The following is a 22,450-nucleotide window of genomic DNA, read 5'->3' on the forward strand; positions in this document are numbered from 1 at the left end:
TCCCCTATGCACCCACGCACCTGGCTGCCGGCTGGTGTCACCCTGGCCGCCCTGACGGCAGGCACCAGCCACGCGCTCGGGCAGAACCCACCGGAGAAGGATCCGGAAGCCGACCCCCAGGGCAGCGCAGTGGTCTTCATGTACCACCGCTTCGGCGAGGACCGCTACCCCTCGACCAGCGTCAGCCTCGAGCAGTTCGAGGCGCAGCTCGACTACCTCGAGGAGGAGGACTTCAACGTCTGGCCGATCGAGTGGGTCATCGACATCCTACGCCACGGCGGCGAGATCCCCGAGCGCACGGTGTCGATCACGGTCGACGACGCCTACGCGTCCGTCTACGAAGAGGCGTTCCCGCGCCTGAAAGAGCGCGACTGGCCGATGACCGTCTTCGTCGCCACGGACGACGTCGACTCCGGCCGCTCCGCCTACATGGACTGGGATCAGATGCGCGAGATGCGCGACTCCGGGCTGGTTCGCTTCGCCAACCACTCCTCGAGCCACGACTACCTGGTCCGCCGGGACCACGACGAGGAGGACGATGAGGCGTGGCGGGCGCGCATGCGCGAGGACGTCAACAACGCCCAGAGACGCCTGCAGGAGGAGCTCGGCGAGGATGTGAACACCGACCCCAAGCTCTACGCCTATCCGTTCGGCGAATACGATCCGGAACTCGCCGAACTGCTGCGCGACAAGGGGTACACCGCCTTCGGGCAGCACTCGGGGGCCGTCGGACCGCTCAGTGACAAGCGTGCCCTGCCGCGCTTCGCGGTCAACGAGCAATTCGGCGACATGGACGACTTCGAGCTGCGCGCCAACAGCCTACCGCTGCCGATCGAGACGATGGAGCCCTTCGATCCGCTCCTCGACGACGACAACAACCCACCCCGCATGGAGATCCAGCTGGCCGAGGATCACGATGTCGGCGCCGGCCGGCTGAACTGCTTTGCCAGCGGTCAGGGGGCCATGGAGGTGGAGTGGTTGGACGACGAGCAGACGCGTTTCGCCGTCCAGGCCGAGGAGCCCTTCGGCCAGGGCCGTGCCCGCTATAACTGCACAGCCCCGCACCGCGACGGCAGCGGGCGTTTCTTCTGGTTCAGCAAGCAGTGGCTGAACGACTGAGCCCGGGCGGCGGAGGCGGTCACTCCCCGTCCGCCTCCGCCTCGGCCTGCGCCAGTTCCGTCGGCTGCCGCTCCACATCCTCCAGACGCAGGCCGTTGAGCCGCTGGAGCTCGTTGAAGCGAATCATCGACCGCACCTCCTCCACGTAAGCCTCGCCACGCTCCGAGTAGGCGGTCAGCCCCGCACTCAAAGCCTCCCCGTCGAGCTCTCCCCCCTCGTCGCGCATCCGGGCCCGCAGATCGCGCAGCTCGTCGTAGGCGTGACCGACGTTCAGGGTGAAGTAGTAGGAGCGGACGGATCGCTGCAGGGAAGGGAAGACCCGAATACGGTGGGTCTCGCCCTCGCCGCGGCGCTCGGGTACCAGGCCTTCCTCCTGGGTCCAGGTCCACTCGCCGAAGAGGTTATTGGCCTGTCGGGTAAAGCGTGAGGTCCCCCAGCCGCTCTCGTTGGCGGCCTGGGCCACCGCCATATCCGCCGGGATCTCATCCAGGCGGCGCAGCAGCTCCTCGATAGCCCCGTCGTCGTCGAGATCGACTCGATAATGCGCAGCCAGGCCCTCCAGGCGCTCGCGGGCAGCCCCTTCGAGCGCCTCGTGGCGCTCCCCGACCTCGGCCACGAACTCCCGCGCCTCGCGCAGACGGGCGTTCTCGGCCAGGACAATGGGAGTCAGGATGCGGAAGAAGACCTCCTTGCGGGTCTGCACGTCCACCTCGGCGAGATCGTCGGGGAAGCTGGCGGCGGTCACCGGCGGGACCTGTGCGTCGGGGGGCCACTGCTCCCCACCGCGCTCACGCAGCCGCTCGAGCATGGCCTCACTGCCATCGGCCTCGACGAAGGTCAGCTCGGGCACCCGGAACGGCTCCGGATCCACCACGTCCGATGGCGGCTCAGCAGACTCCCCCTCGACCCGCTCCTCGGTGGACTGATAAGCCCAGTAGGCCACCGGCGCGGCGACGAGGACCGCCAGGCCCGCGCTGATGGCCACCCAGCGGCCGATGCGCCAGTCTTTCATCCCGGTTTCGGTCATCATCGCGTCGGCTCCTTATCGATCGACTGTGGCCGGCGCCGCAACGATGACACCAGCCTCGTAGAAGGGGATCGGCCACGGCCAGCGGAAAATGAGCCCGGCTACTGCGGGCGCCCCGGGGCAGGCGGCCTCGCTCAGCCCTCAGCGAGTCGGCGAATGACCGCCCATTGGGCCTCGGTGACCGGGACGATGGACAGGCGGTTGCCCCGCCGGATCAGCGGGAAACCTTCCAGATCAGGACACTCGCGCAGTTCCTGCAGGGTGACCTGCCGCGGCAAGCGCTCGCGGAAACGGACATCAACGCAATACCAGCGTGGGGCCTCCGGGGTGCTCTTCGGATCGTAGTGGAGGTCGTCCGGATCGAAGGCCGTAGGATCCGGGTAGGGGCCACTGACCACCTCCATCACCCCGACCACCCCCGGCGGACGGGTATTGGAGTGGTAGAAGAAGGCGGCATCGCCGGGGCGCATGTGGTCGCGGATCATGTTGCGCACCTGATAGTTACGCACCCCGTCCCATCGGTCCGTACCCTGCGGCGCCGCGGCTAGATCATCGATGCCGAACACATCGGGCTCGGACTTCATCACCCAGCGGTTCATGCGCTCCCCAATCCGACCGTACGCACCGGCAGCCTGACATAGCCGCGCTCGGTGATCACCCCCTCCAGGGGCAGATCCCACGCGTCGCCGGGCAACTGCGCCACCTCCTGGGAACTGAACGCCAGGCCCACGATGCGCGGCGGGTGCCAGGGGTACCGCCGCAACCTCGCGAAGGTGGCGTCGTAGAACCCCCCGCCCATACCCAGTCGGCGCCCGGCGGGATCGAAGGCGACCAGCGGCGCCAGCACCAGATCCAGATCCCGGACCGGCAGCTCTGCCGCCAGGCCTGGCGGCGGTTCGGGGACACCGTAACGATTGGGGCGCAGCGGCGCCTCGGGGGCCCAGCGGCGAAAGCCCATGCGCCGGCACTGTCGGCGCAGCGCCGGCAGATAGATCGCCTGCCCGCGCTGGTGCAGCGCGTTGAGGATCGCCCCGGTGGGCGCCTCGCCGTCGGCATCGAGGTAACCGGCCACCCGCTGCACCCCCTGGGTCTCGACCAGCCTGAGGGTCTCGTCACGCAGGCGCAGCTCGGCGCGACGGCGCTCGCCGGCCGGGATCCGGCGTCGGCGGTTGCGCAATCGGCGACGGATGTCGCGCTTGGCCTCCACGGCGGCACTCCTCGGAATAACGGGGGGCGAAGGGGATCTTGCGGGGTACCGGGGCAGAAGAAATAAGGACACCCCCCGCGCATGCCGTACAGGCCTGCCCTTGAACCCTTCGGTTCAGGTAGGGACGGGGGGAGCTGCCTTAGGCTTTCCGCTCGCGGCGGACATGCACACCGGTCAACCCACGCCCGGTCCCTTGGGCATTGCTCTGAGGCTCAAGATAACTCGGCCTGAGATCGAACACCGCAGGGGATGTCGTGATTTCATGATCACCCACCGCGGCGCTTCGTGCAAGCGATCTCAGGAGCTGCCGTCGACCGCCTCGGAGATGCGGGCGTCGAGCCGGGCCAGGCGCTGGCGCACGTCCGCCAACTGCTCGTTCTCGGCCTGCACGCTGAGCAGTTCGTAGGCGATGTTCAGCGCCGCCACCACCGCCACCCGGTCCGTGCCGACCACGTTGCCGCTCTTGCGGATCTCGCGCATCTTGCGATCCACATAATCGGCAGATTGCAGCAACTCGTTCTTGGCGTCCTCAGGACACGCGACGGTAAAGTCCTGATCCAGGATGCGTACCTTGACCGCTTCGGTCATGCGCTACTGCTCCATCGCCTTGAGCCGGCTGATCATCGACTCGATCTGGGAACGGGCGAGTTCGTTCTTTTCCTGAAGCGCCGCCCGATCCGCCTGGAGCTGCTCCTGCGCCTCGCGAAGCAGGCGGTTTTCCTCGCGCAGGCGCTCGTGCTGGCGCAGCAGCTGCTCGATGCGCTGCTCCAGACGCACCAGCTCTTCGACCGAGTAATCAGACACTTGGAGTCACCTCCCCTGATCGCCGACTATAGTGCCCCGGTCGGGCCCGGTCAATCAGCGGCGCCACTGTTAGGATGGGACCATCCCTGATCGACGACAGACGAGGGTGGACGAGCCATGGCTTCCGGACAACGTTATCAAGGGGTCGCCGAAGTCCTCGAGGCGGTCGGCACCCCGGTGGGCGCCGCCGAGGCCCACGGCATGCTCACCGGTATGCTCAGCGGTACCGGCGACGCGGGTCAGGCCCACTGGATCGCCGAGGTTCTGGCCGATACCGAACCGCGCGGCGAGGCGGCGCGGGCCTGCCTGGAGACGCTGACCCTACTCTACGATGAAACCGCTACGGAACTCGCGGACGATGCCATGGGCTTCGCGCCGCTCTTGCCCGCCGAGGACGAACCGTTCGGTGACCGCGTCCGCGCGCTGGCCGCCTGGAGCAGCGGGTTCTTGTTCGGGCTCGGGCGAACCGAGCCCGGCGAGGACACCGACCTGCCCGCCGAGGTCCGCGAGTTTCTCAGCGACCTGGCGGAGATCTCCCGGGTCGCCGCCGAACCGGCCGAGGACGAAGACGACGAGGCGTCGTATACCGAACTCTTGGAGTATATCCGTGTCGGCGTCCTGCTCTGTCGGGAGCACATGGGCCACCCCAGCGTCGAGGCCCAGGATCCATGAACGAGACCATCGATTTCACCCAGCTTGCCTGCGAGCAGCGGGAGACCCTGGCTCGGCGCATCGGTGAGAGCGCGGTGGTGGTGGTCCCAGCGGCGCGGGAACAGCCCCGCAACCGCGATGTGGACCACCCCTTCCGCCAGGACAGCGACTTCCGCTACCTCACCGCCTTCCCCGAACCCGACGCGGTGGCGGTGCTCGCCCCCGGCCGGCCCGAGGGCGAGTATGTGCTGTTCGTCCGTGAGCGCGACCCGGAGGCGGAACGGTGGGCCGGGGCGCGCACCGGCCCCGAGGCCGCCTGCCAGGCCTACGGCGCCGATCAGGCCTGGCCGCTGGGAGAGCTCGATCAGCGACTGCCCGACCTGCTCGTCGGCCGGGAACGGATGATCGCGCCGCTGGGCCGCGACGAGCACTGGGACCGCCAGCTCCTGCAGTGGCTGCAGGCCGGGCGGGCGCGAGCCCGGGGCCAGGCCGTCGCCCCGGACCGCATCGAGCTGCTCGACCGCAACATCCACGAGCAGCGGCTGATCAAGCGCCCCGCCGAGCTCGAAGCGATGCGCCGGGCAGCCGGCATCTCGGTGGCGGCGCATCGGCGCGCCATGCAGGCCGTCCAGTCGGGGATGCCCGAGTACGCGCTGGCTGCCGAGCTGCTCGGCATCTTCCACCGACACGGCGGCGAGGCCGCCTATCCGAGCATCGTCGCTGGGGGCGCCAACGCCTGCGTACTTCATTACGTCACCCTGCGCAACACACTGCACGAGGGCGACCTGGTCCTCATTGACGCCGGCGCCGAGGTGGACGGCTACGCCGCCGATATCACCCGCACGTTCCCGGTCAGCGGGGTCTTCAGCGCCGAGCAGCGAGCCGTCTACGACGTGGTCCTCGAGGCCCAGGAGGCAGCCATCGGGCAAGTGTGCAGCGGCAACGACTTCGACGCCTTCCACCGCACCGCCACGCGCATCCTCACCCAGGGCATGGTGGATCTCGGCTGGCTCCGGGGCGAGGTGGACGGACTGATCGAGCAGGGCGCCCACCGGCGCTTCTTCCCCCACCGCACCGGTCACTGGCTGGGACTGGACGTACACGACGTCGGCAGCTATGCAGTAGAGGGAGCGTGGCGCGTCCTCCAGCCTGGCATGGTGGTGACCGTCGAGCCGGGGCTCTACTGCCCGCCGGGCAGCGAGGAGGTGGATCCACGCTGGCACGGGATCGGCGTTCGCATCGAGGACGACGTGGTTGTCGAGCGGGAGACCCCGCGCATCCTCACCAGCGGGGTGCCGAAGACCCCCGAGGCCATTGAGGATCTGATGGGCGCCGTGCGCGGCGCAGGCTACGAGGAAAGTGGAGACTTCGACTGACGTTGGACACCGAGCCCTACGAGATCATCATCGCCGGCGGCGGCCTGGTCGGTGGCGCCCTGGCCTGCGGACTGGCCCGGGCCGGGCTGCGCGTAGCGGTGATCGAGGCGGTGCCAGCGGAGCACAGCGGACAACCCAGTTTCGATGAGCGGCATACCGCGCTCGCCCCATCGAGCCGTTACGTCCTGGATGCCTGGGGGTTGTGGCGACCGGTGCGCCCAGGCCTGACCCCGATCCGACACATCCACGTCTCGGAGCAGGGCGGCTGGGGTTTCGTCCACTTCGACGCCGAGGAGGAGGGCGTCGATGCCCTCGGCTGGCTGCTGGCCAATCGCGAGATGGGCGCCACGCTCGCGCAGCGCCTGGCCGCTGACGAACGCATCACGCTGATCAGTCCGGCGCAGGTCCAGACCGTGGAGCAGGGCAGTGATCAGGTCCGCGTGACCACCAGCGGGGGCGACGGCGAGCAGCGGCTGCGCGGCCGCCTACTTGTCGCCGCCGACGGGGCCCACTCACGGACGCGGACGCTCACCGAGCTGCCGGTACGCAGTCGCGATTACCACCAGAGCGCCGTGATCACCACCCTGACTCCGACCTGCCACCACCAGGGATGGGCCTTCGAGCGGTTCACCCGGGAGGGCCCGTTGGCGCTGCTGCCCATCGCCGAGGGGCGGTGCGCCCTCGTCTGGTCACTGCCCCCAGAACGGGCCGAAGCCTATCGGAGCGGCAATGAGACCGCATTCCTGGCGGCCCTGCAGCAGGCATTCGGCTACCGCCTGGGACCCTTCCGGGACTGCGGCCCGCGTTCCATCTACCCGCTGGTCGAACGGCACACCCCGAGCCCGTACACCGGTCGGGTGCTGCTGCTGGGCAACGCCGCCCACACCCTGCACCCGGTCGCCGGACAGGGGCTTAACCTCGCCCTGCGCGATGCGGCTACCCTGGCCGAACTCGTCGCGACGAGCCACGCCGGCGGTGGCGACCCGGGGGCCGAACCGCTGCTCAAGGCCTATGTGCGGCGGCGCTCCGAGGACCTCTGGCGAACCCGGCTGTTCACCAACAGCCTGGTCGGCGGCTTCGCCTCCGCGCACCCACTCCTGCGCCTGGCACGCAGCGGGGCACTCGCCACCCTGCAGCGCTGCCCACCGATCCGGCGCGCCCTGCTGTGCACCGGCGCGGGGCGGGTCGGTCCGCTGGCCACCGCCGCCTGTCGACCACCAGACAGCGGGGAGAGCGCCCAGTGAAGGATGCCGACGTCATCATCCAGGGGGCCGGGGCACCGGCACTGGCGACAGCGGTCGGTCTGGCCCGCGAGGGCCTGGCGGTCACCCTGCTCGATGCCGCCGAGGTGTGCGTAGCCCCGACGGCCGGCAGTGAGCCCCGGCACTCTGTGATCGACGTCGTTTCCGAGCGTGTCCTTCGGCACCTCGGCGCTTGGCCCTCCGTCACCCGGGACCGAACCCACCCGATCGAGGCCTTGGAGCTGGAGGACTGTGACGCTTCGGCCCATCTCACCCTGAACGCCTGCGAGGTCGGCGAGACGCGCATCGGCCACGTGGTCGAGCGCGGCGTCATCGATCGATCACTGCGTGAGCTGTTCGATGCCCTACCACAAACCCGCCGCCTGGCCACGGGCCCGGTCCGCGACATGGCCGTCGAAGGGCATCGGCTGACCCTCCACCTAGAGGATGGCCAGGCCCTCACCACCCAGCTACTGGTCGCCGCCGACGGTGACGCCTCACCACTGCGCCAACTGGCCGGCATCCGCTGGCGCCGCGCCGGCTACGGGCAGGATGCGGTGATAGCCCGGATCCGCACCGAGCGACACCCCGGGCGCACCGTCCGCCAGCGTTTCTGCGGTGAGGAGCCGCTGACCCTGCTGCCCCTGGACGACCACGAGTCGGCCCTGCTCTGGCCCGTACCGCGGGCCCGCGCCAGACAGCTCCTGGAGGCGGATGCCGATGCGTTTCACCAGCGGCTTGAGGTCGCCAGCGGCGCCATGCTCGGCAGCGTCGAGGGCTCATCGGCCCGCCAGGCGATGTCCCTGATCCGCGGCCGGGCCGAACGCTACATCGGCCCGCGGCTGGCCCTCGTCGGCAACGCGGCTCATACCGTCCATCCGCTGGCCACACAGGCCGTCAACCTCGGCTTGCTGGATGCCGCCACCCTGGTCGAGTCCGTGCTCGAGGCGCACCGTACGGGGCGCGATCCAGGCGGCATCGGCCCCCTGCGGCGCTACGAGCGGCGCCGCCGCGGCAGCAACGCCCGCATGCAGAACGGCCTGGATATGGTTCAGTGGCTTTTCGGGGTCCAGGCCGGCCCCCTGCCCCTGCTGCGAGGGACCGCCCTGCGCACCGCGGCCCACCTGCCACCGCTGCGTCAGGTCCTGATCACCGGCCTGATGGGCCTCCACGGCGATCTCCCCGCACTCGCCCGGGGGCCACGCATCTAAAACCATCCGGTCAGGGCAATAAGGCGCTTGCCAGCTAGAAACGCGAATCATTATCATCGATTTCTGTTGTGGACCAAACGAGGGAGTGCCCATGTTCCGCCCGATCCCTGTGGCAACCGCGCTGATTGCTGGTGCTGTCCTGATCACCGGTTGCGATACCGGCGACGACGAGCTGACGGTCTACTCGGCCCGCCAGGACCACCTGATCAGCCCGATCCTCGAGCGTTTCACGGAAGAAACCGGGATCTCCGTGCGTTTCGTCACCGACGACGCGGGGCCGCTGATGGAGCGCCTCAAGGCCGAGGGCGAGCGCACCCCGGCGGATATCCTGCTGACCGTGGATGCCGGCAACCTCCACCAGGCCACCGAGAACGACCTGCTCGCCAGGCTCGATTCATCCGAGCTGCGCGGACGCATCCCAGAGCACCTGCGCGATCCGGACGACCGGTGGTTCGGGCTTTCGGTACGCGCGCGCACCATCATGTACAGTCCTGAGCGCGTCGACCCGGAGGAGCTGGATAGCTATGCCAATCTGGCCGACGAGAAGTGGGAGGGGCGCCTTTGCCTGCGGACCTCGCAGCAGGTCTACAACCAGTCGCTGGTGGCCATGATGCTTCACCACGAGGGCGAGGAAGAGACGGCCCGCATCGTCGAGGGCTGGGTCGACAATCTGGCCACCTCGCCGTTCTCCAACGATACCGCGGTCCTCGAAGCCATCGAGGCCGGACAGTGCGACGTGGGCATTACCAACACCTACTACCTCGGCCGGGTCCTCCGCGACAACCCCGATTTCCCGGTTGAGGTCTTCTGGGCCGATCAGGACGGCCACGGTACCCACGTCAACGTATCCGGGGCCGGAATCACCCAGCACGCCTCCAACCCCGAGAAAGCGCAGAAGCTGCTGGAGTGGCTGGCCAGCGATGACGCTCAAGAGCAATTCGCCGCGATCAACCTCGAATACCCCGCGGTGGAGGGCGTCGATCTCGACCCCATCGTCGCCAATTGGGGGGAGTTTGAGCCCGACACCATCAATGTCAGCGAGGCGGGCCGGCTTCAGCGTGAGGCCACCATGCTGATGGACCGAGCCGGGTACCGGTAAGCGGCGTGCTCTCGCTACCGCGTCCGGCGCGCAGCCCTCGGCTGCGCCGATTCTGGCAGCGTATCGGCCCCTGGCGGGTCTTTGCCGTCCTTGCCGGGGGCCTGCTGTTCACCCCAATCCTGGTGACGCTGCTCTCGTGGCTGAATCCGGATCACGAGGTCTGGCGTCACCTGGCCAGTACGCTGCTGCCCGAGATCCTGCGCAATACCGCCATCCTCATCTTCGGGGTGGGCAGCGCGGTGATGGCCCTGGGCGTGGGCCTGGCCTGGCTGACGGCGGTCTGCGAGTTCCCCGGGCGCCGCTTCTTCGACTGGGCGCTGATGCTGCCGCTGGCGGTGCCGGCCTACGTCCTGGCCTTCGTGTTCATCGGCTTCTTTGAGTACGCCGGCCCGCTGCAAACCGGCCTGCGGGGACTGTTGGGACCGGACTTTGAACTGCCCTCGGTGCGCTCGGCGCCCGGGGTGGTGCTGGTAATGACGCTGGTCTTCTACCCCTACGTCTACATGCTCACCCGCGCGGCTTTCCTCGGCCAGGGCCGGGGGCCGCTGGAGGCAGCGCGCATCCAGGGGCTAACCCCTTGGGCAGCGTTCTTCCGGGTGGCCGTGCCCATGGCGCGGCCGGCCATCGCCGCCGGCACGGCGCTCGCCCTGATGGAGACGCTGGCCGACTTCGGCGCCGTCGCCATCTTCAACTTCGAGACCTTCACCACGGCGATCTACCGGGCCTGGTTCGGTTTCTACAGCATCAACGCCGCTGCCCAGCTCGCGGCGATCCTGCTGCTGATCATCCTCGCCGGTCTGTGGGTGGAGCGCCGTGCGCGCGGTCGGGCACGCTTCTCCCAGGGCAGCACCCAGCACCTGGAACGCATCCAGCTGCGCGGCTGGCGCCGCTGGGCGGCCACCGCCGCGGCCAGCACCGTGCTGTCGCTGGGCTTCGTGCTGCCCATGATCCAGTTGCTGATCTGGGCTTCGCGCCGCCTGGAGGACCTGGACAGCACCTACTGGTCGCTGATCCAGAACACCCTCACCCTCGGCGCCAGCGCCGCTGCACTGACCGTACTCATCGCACTGCTGTTGGCCTACGCCCGCCGGGTGCAGCCGGACCGGCTGACCCAGCGCGCGGTCACTGCGGCGACCCTGGGCTACGCCCTGCCCGGCGCCGTCCTCGCAGTGGGGATTATGCTGGCCCTGACCTGGCTCGATCACTTGATCGCCAACCTGGTTGGCCCCTGGGGCGGACTCGGCACCACCTTCCTCGCGGGCAGCATCTTCGCGCTGCTCCTCGCCTACGTGGTGCGCTTTATGGCGGTCGCCTACGGCGCCGTGGACAGCAGCCTGGAGCGGGTCCGGCCCGTGCTACGCGATGCCGCGCGGAGCCTTGGGGCCGGTGATCGCGAGGTCATCCGGCGGATCTACGTGCCCATGCTGGCCCCGGGACTGCTCACTGCACTCCTGCTGGTCGGGGTCGATGTCATGAAGGAGATGCCGGCCACGCTGCTGCTGCGGCCCTTCGGCTGGGACACACTGGCAGTGCGCATCTACGAGTTCACCACCGAGGGGGTCTGGGAGCGGGCGGCCGTGCCCGCCATCACGCTGGTGGGGGTCGGATTGCTGCCCGTGATCCTGCTGGTACGGGGCTCGATCCGTGGTCGCTAAGCCCCGGCCCCCGGGGCTTGCGTGCCCGTCATTTGGGTTTATCGGACTTTGTGCGTATAGTATTTCGCCACCCTAGCGACCGATTCCAGAGATGCCGCAAAGAACCCCGCTCTACGATCAACACGTGGGCGCCGGCGCCCGCGTGGTCGACTTCGCCGGCTGGGAGATGCCGCTGCACTACGGCTCCCAGCTCGCCGAACACCAGGCCGTACGCAGCGACGTCGGCTTGTTCGACGTCTCCCACATGGCCGTGACCGACCTCTCCGGCCCCGGCGCCCGCGCCCTCCTGCGCGAACAGCTGGCCAACGATGTCGCCAAGCTCGATGGACGCCCCGGCCAGGCCCTCTACAGCTGCCTGCTCAACGGGCGCGGTGGCGTCGTCGACGACCTGATCGTCTACCTTCGCGAGGACGCGTCTTATCGGGTGGTCTCCAACGCGGCCACCCGCGAGAAGGTGCGCCCGCGACTGCTGGAGCAGGCCCACGCCGCCGGCGTCACGGCGGAGGCCCGAGACGATCTGGCCATGATCGCCGTGCAGGGCCCGCGAGCCGCCTCTGTGCTGGAGCAGCTCTTCGGCGACCAGGCCGCCGCGGCCCTGGCCTGCAAACCGTTCCAGGCGGCGGCGATCGGCGAGATCTTTGCCGGGCGCACCGGGTACACCGGCGAGGACGGCTTCGAGCTGATCCTACCGGCCGACCAGGCCCCGGCACTGTGGGACCGACTGACCGAGGCCGGCGCCCAGCCGTGCGGGCTCGGTGCCCGCGATAGCCTGCGCCTGGAGGCCGGGCTGAACCTCAACGGACACGAGATGGACGAGGAGACCACGCCCCTGGAGGCCGCACTGGGCTGGACCGTGGCGTGGGATCCCGAAGACCGCGATTTCATCGGCCGGGCAGCCCTTGAGGAACAGCGCCGCCACGGCGCCGCCTGGCGCCTGATCGGCCTGTTGGTCGAGGGTCGCGCCCCGGCCCGTGAGGGCTACGTGGTGCGCACCGACGCCGGCGACGGGGTCATCACCAGCGGCGCCCACTCGCCGACCCTCGGCGGGCCCATCGCCCTGGCCCGCGTCCCGGCTGGCGCCGAGGGCGACTGGCGCGTGGTCATCCGCAAGCGCGAGGCCGCTGCGCGGCGGGTGAAACCGCCCTTCGTCCGCCATGGTAAGGTGTGCGTCTAACCCTTCTCCGGTTTTAGACACGAATTCATCCCCGAATTGCGAGGAACGCATCCCATGAGTCAGGTACCTGAAGACCTCAAGTACACGCGCAACCACGAGTGGGTCCGCGTGGAAGCCGACGGCAGCGTGACGGTGGGGATCACCGAGCACGCCCAGGAGTCGCTGGGCGATCTGGTCTTCGTCGAGCCGCCGGAAGCCGGAACCCAGGTCCAGGCTGAAGAGGCGTGCGCGGTGGTTGAGTCGGTCAAGGCGGCCTCCGACGTCTACGCCCCGATCAGTGGCGAGGTCACGCAGGGCAACGAGGCCCTGGCCGACAACCCCGAGGCTGTGAACACCGACCCTTACGGCGATGGGTGGATTATGCGCATCCAGCCCGCCGACACTAGCGAGATCGACGGTCTTCTGGATGCCGCCGCCTATCAAGAGCTGGTGGCCGACGAGGGTTGAAGCCCGTCCACTAACACGGGACCCGAACGATGCCGTTTGTACCGCATACCGAGCAGGAGGTCCGCGAGATGCTCGACGCTATCGGCGTCGAGCGGATCGAGGACCTCTTCGACGAAATCCCCGAGTCGCTGCGCAAGGCCTCCATCGACGCCATCCCCGCCGGGATGAACGAGATGGAGGTCACGCAGCTCATGCGTCGCCGCGCGGCGCAGGACGTGCAGCCGGCCTGTTTCGTGGGCGCCGGCGCCTACGACCACCATGTGCCGGCGGCGGTCTGGGAGATCACCACCCGTGGTGAGTTCTACAGCGCCTATACGCCTTACCAGGCCGAGGCGTCCCAGGGCACTCTGCAGCTGCTCTACGAGTTCCAGACCATGATGTCGGAGCTCACCGGGCTGTACGCCTCCAACGCCTCCCTGTACGACGGCGCGACCGCGCTGGCCGAAGCGGTGCTCATGGCGGTGCGGGCCAACCGCAAGGTCAAGAGCAAGCGGGTGCTGATGCCGCGCAGCGTGCACCCGTACTACCGGCGCGTGGTCGAGACCATCGTTGCCAACCAGGGCATCGAACTGGTCGAGGCGCCCCTCGACGATACCGTTGGGCGCATCGACCCCGAGGCGCTGGGCCGCTTCGAGGATGAGCCCTTCGCCGCGGTGGTGATCCCGCAGCCGAACTTCTTCGGCGCCCTCGAGGAGGTGGACCGGCTGACCGACTGGGCCCACGGCCTGAACGCCCTGGTCATCGCCGTCTGCAACCCGGTCGCCCTGGCCCTGCTGACCCCGCCCGGCGAGTGGGGTACCGAGGGGGCCGACATCGCCTGTGGCGAGGGGCAGCCCCTGGGCATCCCGCTCTCCTCCGGCGGCCCCTACTTCGGCTACATGACCACGCGCAAGCAGCACGTGCGTCAGCTGCCCGGCCGGATCGTGGGGCGCACGGTCGACGCCGACGGGCGAACCGGCTATACGTTGACGTTACAGGCCCGGGAGCAGCACATCCGCCGCTCGAAGGCGACCTCCAACATCTGCACCAACCAGGGGCTGATGGTCACCGCGGCCACCGTTCACCTCTCCCTGCTTGGCGCCGAGGGGCTCGCCCGGGTGGCGGCGGTCAGCCATGAGCGTACCCGTGAGCTGGTACAGAAGCTGACCGCCATCGACGGCGTCGAGCGACTGTTCGATGGTCCGTTCTTCCACGAGGTCCCCGTGCGGATCCCAGCGCCTGCCGAGGAAGTCCTGCCGATGCTCGCCAACCGCGGCGTGCTCGGTGGCTACGACCTCAGTCAGGAGTTCCCGGAGTGGGGGCCGGCGCTGCTCATCTGCGCCACCGAGACCCGCACCTCCGAGGAGATCGACCGGTTCGCTGCGGCGCTGGCCGATGCCCTGCGCAACACCGGGCAGCGCGCCCGCGCCTGAGCCCCACAACCGCGCACCGTCGCGGAGGAGGTATCGCGCCATGGCAACCGTCACCCTTAAGGGCACCCCGTTCCGTACCTGCGGTGAGCTGCCGGGCACCGGCTCGGCAGCCCCGGATTTCCGACTCGTCGACGGCGAGCTGCAGGACCACCGACTGGCCGACTTTGCCGGTCGTCGGCTGGTGCTCAACATCGTGCCGAGCCTCGACACCCCAGTGTGCGGCGCGTCGGCCAAGCGCTTTGACGAGCTCGCCCGCGATAACACCGGGGTGACCTTCGCCACCGTCTCCGCCGATCTGCCCTTTGCCCAGCAGCGCTTCTGCGGCACCGAGGGCGTCGGCAACGTGGCGATGCTCTCGGCCATGCGCGATGCGGCCTTCGCCCGGGATTACGGCGTGCGCATCGAGGAAGGCCCCATGGAGGGCCTGTGCGCCCGGGCCGTGGTGATCATCGACGAAGGGGGGCAGGTGGCCTACACCCAGCTCGTCCCCGAGATCGCCGAGGAACCCGACTACGACGACGTGCAGCGCGCCCTGTGAACATGACTGAGGAGTCCGAAGCCGTGCTCATCTACGACATCAGCCGCGAGGGCCGGCGTGCCTACGCCCAGGCCCCCGCCGAGGCGCCCGGGGCCGACAGCCTCCCGCGCCGTTTCCGCCGCCAGCGCCAACCGCAACTGCCGCAGGTTTCGGAGCTGGAGACGGTCCGGCACTACACCCGGCTGTCGCAGAAGAATTTCTCCATCGACACCCACTTCTACCCGCTGGGCTCCTGCACCATGAAGTACAACCCGCGGGGTGCCAATAACCTCGCGATGCTGCCCCAGTTCCTCGAGCGCCACCCCTTGGCGCCCGATGAGACGGGGCAGGGCTTCCTGGCCTGCATCTACGAGCTCCAGCAGGACCTGGCCGTCGTGACCGGCATGCAGGACGTCACCCTGTCGGTGATGGCCGGCGCCCAGGGCGAATTTGCCGGCGTGGCCATGATCCGCGCCTATCACGACGCCCGCGGCGACGACGGCCGTACCGAGATCCTGGTGCCCGATGCCGCCCACGGCACCAACCCGGCCACCGCCACCATGTGCGGCTACCAGGTGCGCGAGATCCCCACCGGGGCCGACGGCGACGTCGACATGGACGCCTTCAAGGCGGCGGTCGGGCCGCAGACCGCCGGCATCATGCTGACCAACCCCTCCACGGTGGGCGTCTTCGAGCGCCGTATCGAGGAGATCGCAGCCACTGTGCACGAGGCCGGCGGCCTGCTCTACTACGACGGCGCCAACCTCAACGCCATCCTCGGCAAGGCGCGGCCCGGCGACATGGGCTTCGACGTCATTCACATGAACCTGCACAAGACCTTCTCGACGCCCCACGGCGGCGGCGGGCCGGGTGCCGGCGCGGTCGGCGTCAGCGAGCGCCTGCTCCCCTACTTGCCGATTCCCCGGGTCACCAAGGAGGGGGAGCACTACCGATGGCTCACCGAGAGCGACTGCCCGAACTCCATCGGCCGGCTGTGCACCTTCAACGGCAACTCCGGGGTGCTCCTGCGCGCCTACGCCTATGTGCGCATGCTCGGGCGCGAGGGGATGCCGCGGGTGGCCGAATACTCGACGCTCAACGCCAATTACCTGATGACCCGGCTGCGCGAGGCCGGTTTCACGGTGGCGTACCCGGACCGTCGGGCCAGCCACGAGTTCATCGTCAGTCTCAAGCACGAGGCCAAGGAGCTTGGCGCCAACGTCATGGACTTCGCCAAGCGCCTGCTCGATCTTGGTTACCACGCGCCGACCACCTACTTCCCGCTGTTGGTCCCCGAGGCGCTGCTCATCGAGCCGACCGAGACCGAGTCCAAGCGCGAACTCGACGGCTTCGTCGACGCCATGGTCCGCATCCGCGAGGAGGCCCGCGAGAACATCGACATGGTCAAGGGCGCGCCGTACCGCCTGCCCGTGCGCCGGCTCGACGACGTCAAGGCCGCACGTGAGCTTGATCTGCGCTGGGAAGGCTAAACGAACACCCACGACAAGGAGGATTCAATGTCCGCCATTATCAGCGGCTCTGTCGCTTTCGACACCATCATGGTGTTCCACGACCGGTTCCGGAATCACATCCTGCCGGAGCAGGTCCACATACTGAACGTCTCGTTCCTGGTGCCGCAGCTGCGCCGCGAGTACGGCGGCTGCGCCGGCAACATCGCTTACAACCTCAAGATGCTCGGTGAGGAGCCCCTGACCCTGGCCACCGTCGGCGCCGACATCGGCAGCTACGCCGACTGGATGAAAAGCCACGGGATCGATCAGCGCTATATCAGCACGCTGAACGAGCACTACACCGCCCAGGCCTACATCACCACCGACATGGACGACAACCAGATCACGGCGTTCCACCCGGGCGCTATGGGCGACGCCCACAAGGTGGACGTCCCCACCGACGCGGGTGGCAAAGTCGGCGTGGTGGCCCCGAACGGTCCCGAGGGTATGGTCAAGCACGCCCGGCAGTTCGTCGACGCCGGCATCCCCTTCATCTTCGATCCGGGCCAGGCCATGCCGGCGTTCGACGGTGACCAGCTGCGCGAGTTCGTCGAGGGCGCCACCTGGGTGGCGGTCAACGACTACGAGTCGCGCCTGCTCACCGAGAAGACCCACATGGAGCTCGAGGACATCGCCAACAAGGTCGACGCACTGATCGTCACCCGCGGCGCCGAAGGCTCGCACATCTACACCAACGGCCAGATCATCCACGTGCCCGCGGCCCCGATCAGCCAGGTGGCCGACCCCACGGGCTGCGGGGACGCCTTCCGCGCCGGGCTGCTCTTCGGCCTGCTGCGCGACCTGGACTGGGAGACCACCGGGCGCATCGCATCGCTGATGGGTGCGATCAAGGTCGAGCAGAGCGGCACGCAGAACCACACCATCGACGCCGAGAGCTTCAAGAGCCGTTACGAGTCGGCCTTCGGCACCAGCCTGGACGTGGCCATCGGCCGCTAAGGCGAACCCGTAGCGATGGTATCCTGGAGCCCCCGCCCCGGCGGGGGCTTCTTATTTGCGGTTCCGGGAGCCGTGCCGTGTCCAGTGGCCCCTACACCCTCGATCCCCAGACCGGGTTCCTCCACCCGGTTCGTCACTGTCCATCGCCGAACCACGGCCCGCGTCCGCCCGGCTGCGCCGTCGACCTCTTGGTCATCCACGCCATCAGTCTGCCCCCCGGGGAGTTCGGCGGTGGTTGGATCGACTGCCTGTTCACCAACCGCCTCGATCCACAGGCCCACCCCGCCTTCGCACCGATCGCCGATCTGCGCGTCTCGGCGCACCTGCTCATCGACCGGGGGGGCGCCGTCACCCAATACGTGCCGTTCCATCGCCGGGCGTGGCACGCCGGCCGGTCGGCCTTCGGAGGGCGCACGGAGTGTAATGACTTCTCGGTAGGAATCGAGCTGGAAGGGGATGAGCAGACACCGTACCCAGAGCCCCAGTACACGAGCCTGATCCAGGTGGTGCGGACCCTGCGCCGCCACTACCCGAAAATCACACCGAGCCGCATCGTCGGCCACAGCGACATCGCCCCCGACCGCAAGACCGACCCGGGCCCGGCCTTCGACTGGCCGCGGCTGCTAGAGGCGCTCTGAGCCGTCGATCAGTCGTGTTCGGGGCACTTGAGGCTGTATACCCCCTCGCTACCGTCGTCGATACGCACCGCCGTCAGCGTGTTGCCCCACTGGCAGCCGGTGTCGATGCTCAGCACGCCGTCGTCATTGTGGAACCCGAGTAGCGACCAGTGCCCGGTGACCAGTTTCACCGGATCGCGCGCCCCCCGCAGGCGCCGGCGGGCGATGAACCACGGGTAATGCCCCTCGGGGGCGGCGCCCGGGCGCCCCTTCTCGCGCAACAGCAACCGCCCCTCACCGTCAACGAAGCGCATGCGCATGAAGGCGTTGGTGATAAAACGCAGGCGGTCGTAGCCCTCCAGATCGTCCGACCACTCGATGGGCCGGTTCCCGTAGATATTGTCCATCAGATCGTCCAACGGGATCTCACCGCGCAGGGCCCGCTCCAGCTCTCGGGCCCGGAGCTGCGCCTCGGCCACGCTCCAGGCCGGCGGCAATCCGGCGTGGGCCATGGCGTAGCCCATCCGCTCATCGACGTGCATCAACGGCCGGTGCCGCAGCCACTCGATCAGCTCGTCCGCATCCGGGGCATCCAGGGTACCGCGCAGGGTATCGGAGTTCTTCAGCCGGCCGTGGCCACTCCAGACCGACATCAGGTGGATATCGTGATTGCCGAGGACCGTAATCGCCCGGTCGCCCAGCTCGTTGCGCACCAGGCGCAGCACCCCGAGCGAGTCCGGACCGCGATTGACCAGGTCACCGACGAACCAGATGGTGTCCTGGGCCGGATCGAAACGAATCTGCTCCAGCAGTCGTTTAAGCGGGTCGCAGCATCCCTGGATATCACCGATCGCGTACGTGGCCAATGCCAGCCTCCTTCCTATGCATGACGCCTACGTGATCTCGCGGCGGTCAGGGTCTCACGTCGCGGCGGCGGCCTGCAGCTTTTTCTCGAGCACATCGAGCAGGGTCCGATGGGCCTGAACGAAGGCGTCGATCCCCTCGCGCTCGAGCTCGTCGAGGATGGCGTCGAGGTCGATCCCCCCGGCGCGCAGGGCCTCGAGCACGGCGGGGGCCTGCTCGAGCTGCGCAGTCAGCTGCTCCCGCGGCTGACCATCGCGGCGGTACGCCTCGTAGGTGGCTGGCGGCAGGGTGGTGACCGTCTCCGGGCCGGCCAGCGCCTCGACATAGTAAGTCTCGGGATACCGCTCGCCCTTGACCCCGGTACTGGCCCAGAGCAGGCGCTGCGGCCGCGCCCCGGCCTCGGCCAGTGCAGCGAAGGGGGCGCCGTGGAAGATCTCCCGGTACACCGAGTAGGCGACCCGGGCGTTGGCGATCGCGGCCTGCCCCGGCTGCACATCCGCGGAACCGCTGTCGGCAAGCAGCGGGTCGATCTTGGCATCGAGCCGGCTGATGAACAGGCTCGCCACCGAGGCCGGCTCGGCGACCGAATCGCCCGCCTGGCGGCGGCGCTCCAGACCGCGCACATAGGCTTCGGCAACCTGCCGGTAGCGCTCCACCCCGAAGATCAGCGTCACGTTGACCGGGATGCCCCGCACCGTCAGCTCCTCGAAGGCCTCAACGCCGGCGGGCGTCGCGGGGACCTTGATCATCACGTTGGGCTCACCGGCATCCGCATAGAGGCGCAGGGCTTCCGTCACAGTCCCGCGGGCGTCGTCGGCCAGTTGCGGGGAGACCTCCATGCTCACATAGCCATCCAAGCCATCGCTCTGCGTGTACTGTGGGCGCAACACCTGCGCCGCAGCCCGGATATCACCCATGGCCAGGGCCTCGAAGACCGCTTCCGGGTCGCGACCGACCTGCTGGACCGCCGCGGTGATGGCCTCATCATAGGCCTCGGTCCCACCGATGGCCTTCTGGAAGATCGCCGGGTTGGTCGTCACGCCGCTGAGCCCGTCCTCCCGGACCAGGCGCTCCAACTCCGCCGGCAGCATGCCGCGATGGATATTGTCGTACCAGACGCTCTGCCCGACGCCGGCCAGCCCTCGAAGCGGATTCTCCGTCATGGCCCCTCTCAATGCCCTAGTTTCTCTGATGGTTGGATCAGTATAACGAGGGGGTTCAGGGACGGAAACCGCGCACGAACCGGGATCGACAGCCCTCACCATGGCCGGCCCAAGCCGCTATAATGGCGGGTTTACCGCCAATCCGTGGAGACGCTCATGGGTACCGGATGCCGTTGGGCGGCGCTGGTGCTGGTCCTCGTCCTCGCCGGCGCCTGCGGCCAGAAAGCCGACCTCTACCTCCCCGACGAAGACGGCGAGGAGCAGCCATCATGAGCACACCCCCTGGCTTCGCCCGCTACGCCGATCGCCTGTGGGCTGAAGCACTGCCCCTGGACGAGCTCGCCGAACGTTTCGGCACCCCGTGCTACGTCTACTCCCGCGCCGCCATCGAGGAGCGCTGGGCACTCTACCGGAGCGCCCTCGGCGTCGCCGGGGACGTCTGCTACGCCGTCAAGGCCAACGGCAACCTCGCCCTGCTGCAACTGCTCGCCCGCCACGGAGCCGGATTCGACATCGTCTCCGGCGGCGAGCTCGAACGCGTGCTGCACGCCGGCGGGGACGCCGCGCGGGTGGTCTTCTCGGGTGTTGGCAAAGGCACCGACGAGATCCGTCGCGCCCTGCAAGCCGGTATCCGCTGCTTCAACGTGGAGTCCGCTGCCGAACTCGAACGCATCGCCAGCGTGGCCGCCACCGAGAACACCCCGGCGCCGGTGGCCCTGCGCGTCAACCCCGACGTCAACCCCGAGACCCACCCCTACATCGCCACCGGCCTGGCCCAGAGCAAATTCGGCATCGCCCTGGAGGAGGCCGAGGCCCTCTACCTCCAAGCGGCTAACGATCCGCGCCTCGAGGTCCGTGGCATCGCCTGCCACATCGGCTCGCAACTGCTCTCGGTGGCACCGCTGACCGAGGCGGCAGAACGGCTGGCGGCGCTGGCCCGGCGACTGCAGGAGCAGGGCATCTCCCTGGACCACATCGACGCCGGCGGTGGCCTCGGCGTGCACTACATCGATGAGCAGCCGCCAACCCCGGCCGAGCACATCGAGGCGATCTCGGCGCCGCTGCGCGACCTTGGCGTATCCGTCCTGGTCGAGCCCGGGCGCGCCATTGTTGCCGAGGCCGGCATCCTGCTCACCCGCATCGAGTATCTCAAGCACAACGGCGGCAAGGAGTTCGCCATCGTCGACGCCGGCATGAACGACTACCTGCGCCCAGCGCTCTACGACGCCGCCCACACCCTGGAGGCGGTCACCCCGTCGGAAGCCGAACTTCGACCGGTGGACGTGGTCGGACCGGTCTGCGAATCCGCCGACACCTTCGCCCGCGACTGCACGCTGCCGGCAGCCGCCGGCGGCTTGCTGGCCATCCGTAGCGCCGGCGCCTACGGTGCCGTCATGGCCTCGCAGTACAACGCCCGGCCCCGACCGCCCGAGGTGCTGGTGGACGGCACCCAGGCGCACCTGATCCGCCGGCGCGAGACCATCGACGAGCTGATGAGCGGGGAATCGCTCCTGCCGGAGGGCTGACGCGGTGCGCTTTACCAAGATGGAGGCGCTGGGCAACGACTTCGTCGTCCTCGACGGCATCCGCCAGCGCCTGCACCTCACCCCCGAGACCATCCGCACCCTGGCCGACCGGCGGCGCGGGGTCGGCTGTGACCAGCTGCTTATCGCCGAGCCGCCTGCCCACATCGCCGCTGATGTCCGCTACCGGATCTTCAACGCAGACGGCACCGAGGTGGAGCACTGCGGCAACGGTGTCCGCTGCCTGGCCCGCTTCCTGGTTGACGAAGGGCTGGCCGCCCCGGGGGTCCTGCGCATCGAGACCGACGGCCGCATCACCGAGGCGGAACCCCGGGACGACGGCCAGGTCAGCGTCGACATGGGCCCCCCTGAACTCGAACCCGCGCGCATCCCCTTCCAGGCCCCAGTGCGACAGGAGGCCTACCGGCTGGCCACCAGCCGCGGGGAGCAGACGATCGGCGCCGTCTCCATGGGCAACCCGCACGCCGTGTTGCGCGTCGACGACATGACCGGGGCACCGGTCGCTGAACTCGGCCCCGAAATCGAACGTCACCCGCGCTTTCCCCGGCGGGTCAACGTCGGTTTCATGGAAGTGTGCACCCGCGACCGCATCCGCCTGAGAGTCTTCGAACGCGGAGTCGGCGAGACCCCCGCGTGCGGCACCGGGGCGTGCGCCGCAGTGGTCGCCGGCCGGCTGCGCGACTGGCTCGACGCACCGGTGACTGTGGAGCTGACCGGCGGCGTGCTCGTGATACACTGGCTCGGTCCTGGGCGTTCGGTGTGGATGACCGGCCCGGCTCGCACCGTTTTCCGCGGCGAGATCGAGCTTCCCGCATCCGCCGCGGCGACGCCCCGGGGACCGACCCGCTAAGCAA

The 22,450-nt window shown here is 68.8% G+C and carries 24 protein-coding genes and 1 other RNA gene; 17 read left to right on the top strand and 8 right to left on the bottom strand.

The window, feature by feature from the left end; all coding sequences use genetic code 11:
- The first annotated feature begins 6 nt into the window (after positions 1-6).
- On the top strand, positions 7-1,119 hold the full coding sequence (locus HHAL_RS05995; RefSeq protein WP_011813976.1) for a polysaccharide deacetylase family protein: 1,113 nt from the start codon (positions 7-9) through the stop codon (positions 1,117-1,119).
- A 19-nt stretch (positions 1,120-1,138) separates the two neighbouring features.
- Here the strand turns inward: HHAL_RS05995 and HHAL_RS12595 are convergent, their stop codons facing one another.
- From HHAL_RS12595 to HHAL_RS06025, 6 genes are all read right to left on the bottom strand, one after another.
- Complete coding sequence (locus HHAL_RS12595; RefSeq protein WP_049751475.1) at positions 1,139-2,149, bottom strand: glucosaminidase domain-containing protein; 1,011 nt, start codon at positions 2,147-2,149, stop codon at positions 1,139-1,141.
- A 131-nt stretch (positions 2,150-2,280) separates the two neighbouring features.
- Positions 2,281-2,745 carry an EVE domain-containing protein gene (locus HHAL_RS06010; protein ID WP_011813978.1) on the bottom strand — a complete coding sequence of 155 codons (465 nt, stop codon included), beginning with the start codon at positions 2,743-2,745 and terminating at the stop codon, positions 2,281-2,283.
- Positions 2,742-3,353, bottom strand: a complete 612-nt coding sequence (locus HHAL_RS06015; protein WP_011813979.1) for a 5-formyltetrahydrofolate cyclo-ligase — start codon at positions 3,351-3,353, stop codon at positions 2,742-2,744. The genes HHAL_RS06010 and HHAL_RS06015 overlap by 4 nt, the downstream gene beginning before the upstream one ends.
- Before the next feature lie 68 nt (positions 3,354-3,421).
- Positions 3,422-3,605, bottom strand: a non-coding RNA gene (gene ssrS / locus HHAL_RS12990) — 6S RNA.
- Positions 3,606-3,650: 45 nt separating this feature from the next.
- Complete coding sequence (locus tag HHAL_RS06020) at positions 3,651-3,941, bottom strand: cell division protein ZapA (protein WP_011813980.1); 291 nt, start codon at positions 3,939-3,941, stop codon at positions 3,651-3,653.
- A gap of 3 nt (positions 3,942-3,944) precedes the next feature.
- Positions 3,945-4,157, bottom strand: a complete 213-nt coding sequence (locus HHAL_RS06025) for a TIGR02449 family protein (RefSeq protein ID WP_011813981.1) — start codon at positions 4,155-4,157, stop codon at positions 3,945-3,947.
- A 117-nt stretch (positions 4,158-4,274) separates the two neighbouring features.
- Here HHAL_RS06025 and HHAL_RS06030 point away from each other — a divergent pair, with 117 nt between their 5' ends.
- From HHAL_RS06030 to ampD, 13 genes are all read left to right on the top strand, one after another.
- Positions 4,275-4,829, top strand: coding sequence for a UPF0149 family protein (locus HHAL_RS06030; RefSeq protein ID WP_011813982.1), 555 nt, complete (start codon positions 4,275-4,277; stop codon positions 4,827-4,829).
- Positions 4,826-6,184: an aminopeptidase P N-terminal domain-containing protein gene (locus HHAL_RS06035; RefSeq protein WP_011813983.1), complete on the top strand. Its 1,359-nt coding sequence runs from the start codon at positions 4,826-4,828 to the stop codon at positions 6,182-6,184. The genes HHAL_RS06030 and HHAL_RS06035 overlap by 4 nt, the downstream gene beginning before the upstream one ends.
- Before the next feature lie 2 nt (positions 6,185-6,186).
- Positions 6,187-7,428 (top strand): 2-octaprenyl-6-methoxyphenyl hydroxylase, encoded by a 1,242-nt coding sequence (gene ubiH, locus HHAL_RS06040; RefSeq protein WP_011813984.1) that lies wholly within the window; start codon positions 6,187-6,189, stop codon positions 7,426-7,428.
- Positions 7,425-8,636, top strand: coding sequence for an FAD-dependent monooxygenase (locus HHAL_RS06045; protein ID WP_011813985.1), 1,212 nt, complete (start codon positions 7,425-7,427; stop codon positions 8,634-8,636). Before ubiH ends, HHAL_RS06045 begins: the two co-directional genes overlap by 4 nt.
- A gap of 91 nt (positions 8,637-8,727) precedes the next feature.
- Complete coding sequence (locus tag HHAL_RS06050) at positions 8,728-9,735, top strand: Fe(3+) ABC transporter substrate-binding protein (protein WP_011813986.1); 1,008 nt, start codon at positions 8,728-8,730, stop codon at positions 9,733-9,735.
- Positions 9,736-9,740: 5 nt separating this feature from the next.
- Positions 9,741-11,390, top strand: coding sequence for an ABC transporter permease (locus tag HHAL_RS06055; protein ID WP_011813987.1), 1,650 nt, complete (start codon positions 9,741-9,743; stop codon positions 11,388-11,390).
- A 91-nt stretch (positions 11,391-11,481) separates the two neighbouring features.
- Positions 11,482-12,564, top strand: a complete 1,083-nt coding sequence (gene gcvT / locus HHAL_RS06060; protein WP_011813988.1) for a glycine cleavage system aminomethyltransferase GcvT — start codon at positions 11,482-11,484, stop codon at positions 12,562-12,564.
- Positions 12,565-12,618: 54 nt separating this feature from the next.
- Positions 12,619-13,011: a glycine cleavage system protein GcvH gene (gene gcvH, locus HHAL_RS06065; RefSeq protein WP_011813989.1), complete on the top strand. Its 393-nt coding sequence runs from the start codon at positions 12,619-12,621 to the stop codon at positions 13,009-13,011.
- Positions 13,012-13,040: 29 nt separating this feature from the next.
- Positions 13,041-14,423: an aminomethyl-transferring glycine dehydrogenase subunit GcvPA gene (gcvPA, locus tag HHAL_RS06070; RefSeq protein ID WP_011813990.1), complete on the top strand. Its 1,383-nt coding sequence runs from the start codon at positions 13,041-13,043 to the stop codon at positions 14,421-14,423.
- Positions 14,424-14,463: 40 nt separating this feature from the next.
- A complete protein-coding gene (tpx, locus tag HHAL_RS06075; RefSeq protein ID WP_011813991.1) occupies positions 14,464-14,961 on the top strand; it encodes a thiol peroxidase in 498 nt (165 codons plus the stop codon).
- Positions 14,962-14,963: 2 nt separating this feature from the next.
- Positions 14,964-16,430 (top strand): aminomethyl-transferring glycine dehydrogenase subunit GcvPB, encoded by a 1,467-nt coding sequence (gene gcvPB, locus HHAL_RS06080; protein WP_011813992.1) that lies wholly within the window; start codon positions 14,964-14,966, stop codon positions 16,428-16,430.
- 27 nt (positions 16,431-16,457) lie between these two features.
- Positions 16,458-17,408, top strand: a complete 951-nt coding sequence (locus HHAL_RS06085; RefSeq protein WP_011813993.1) for a carbohydrate kinase family protein — start codon at positions 16,458-16,460, stop codon at positions 17,406-17,408.
- 77 nt (positions 17,409-17,485) lie between these two features.
- Positions 17,486-18,046, top strand: a complete 561-nt coding sequence (gene ampD, locus HHAL_RS06090) for a 1,6-anhydro-N-acetylmuramyl-L-alanine amidase AmpD (protein WP_011813994.1) — start codon at positions 17,486-17,488, stop codon at positions 18,044-18,046.
- An 8-nt stretch (positions 18,047-18,054) separates the two neighbouring features.
- Here the strand turns inward: ampD and HHAL_RS06095 are convergent, their stop codons facing one another.
- A complete protein-coding gene (locus HHAL_RS06095) occupies positions 18,055-18,891 on the bottom strand; it encodes a symmetrical bis(5'-nucleosyl)-tetraphosphatase (RefSeq protein ID WP_011813995.1) in 837 nt (278 codons plus the stop codon).
- A gap of 54 nt (positions 18,892-18,945) precedes the next feature.
- Positions 18,946-20,052: a transaldolase gene (gene tal / locus HHAL_RS06100; RefSeq protein ID WP_011813996.1), complete on the bottom strand. Its 1,107-nt coding sequence runs from the start codon at positions 20,050-20,052 to the stop codon at positions 18,946-18,948.
- A 156-nt stretch (positions 20,053-20,208) separates the two neighbouring features.
- Between tal and lptM the strand changes: the two genes are divergently transcribed.
- The 3 genes from lptM to dapF are packed head-to-tail and all read left to right on the top strand — an operon-like array spanning position 20,209 to position 22,446.
- Positions 20,209-20,325: an LPS translocon maturation chaperone LptM gene (lptM, locus tag HHAL_RS13725; RefSeq protein ID WP_420842063.1), complete on the top strand. Its 117-nt coding sequence runs from the start codon at positions 20,209-20,211 to the stop codon at positions 20,323-20,325.
- Positions 20,322-21,578: a diaminopimelate decarboxylase gene (gene lysA / locus HHAL_RS06105; protein WP_011813997.1), complete on the top strand. Its 1,257-nt coding sequence runs from the start codon at positions 20,322-20,324 to the stop codon at positions 21,576-21,578. The genes lptM and lysA overlap by 4 nt, the downstream gene beginning before the upstream one ends.
- A 19-nt stretch (positions 21,579-21,597) precedes the next feature.
- Positions 21,598-22,446, top strand: coding sequence for a diaminopimelate epimerase (gene dapF / locus HHAL_RS06110; RefSeq protein WP_049751694.1), 849 nt, complete (start codon positions 21,598-21,600; stop codon positions 22,444-22,446).
- The last annotated feature ends 4 nt before the right edge of the window (positions 22,447-22,450 follow it).

This window comes from Halorhodospira halophila SL1 (genome assembly GCF_000015585.1).
In the GTDB taxonomy this organism is placed as follows: Bacteria; Pseudomonadota; Gammaproteobacteria; order Nitrococcales; family Halorhodospiraceae; genus Halorhodospira; species Halorhodospira halophila.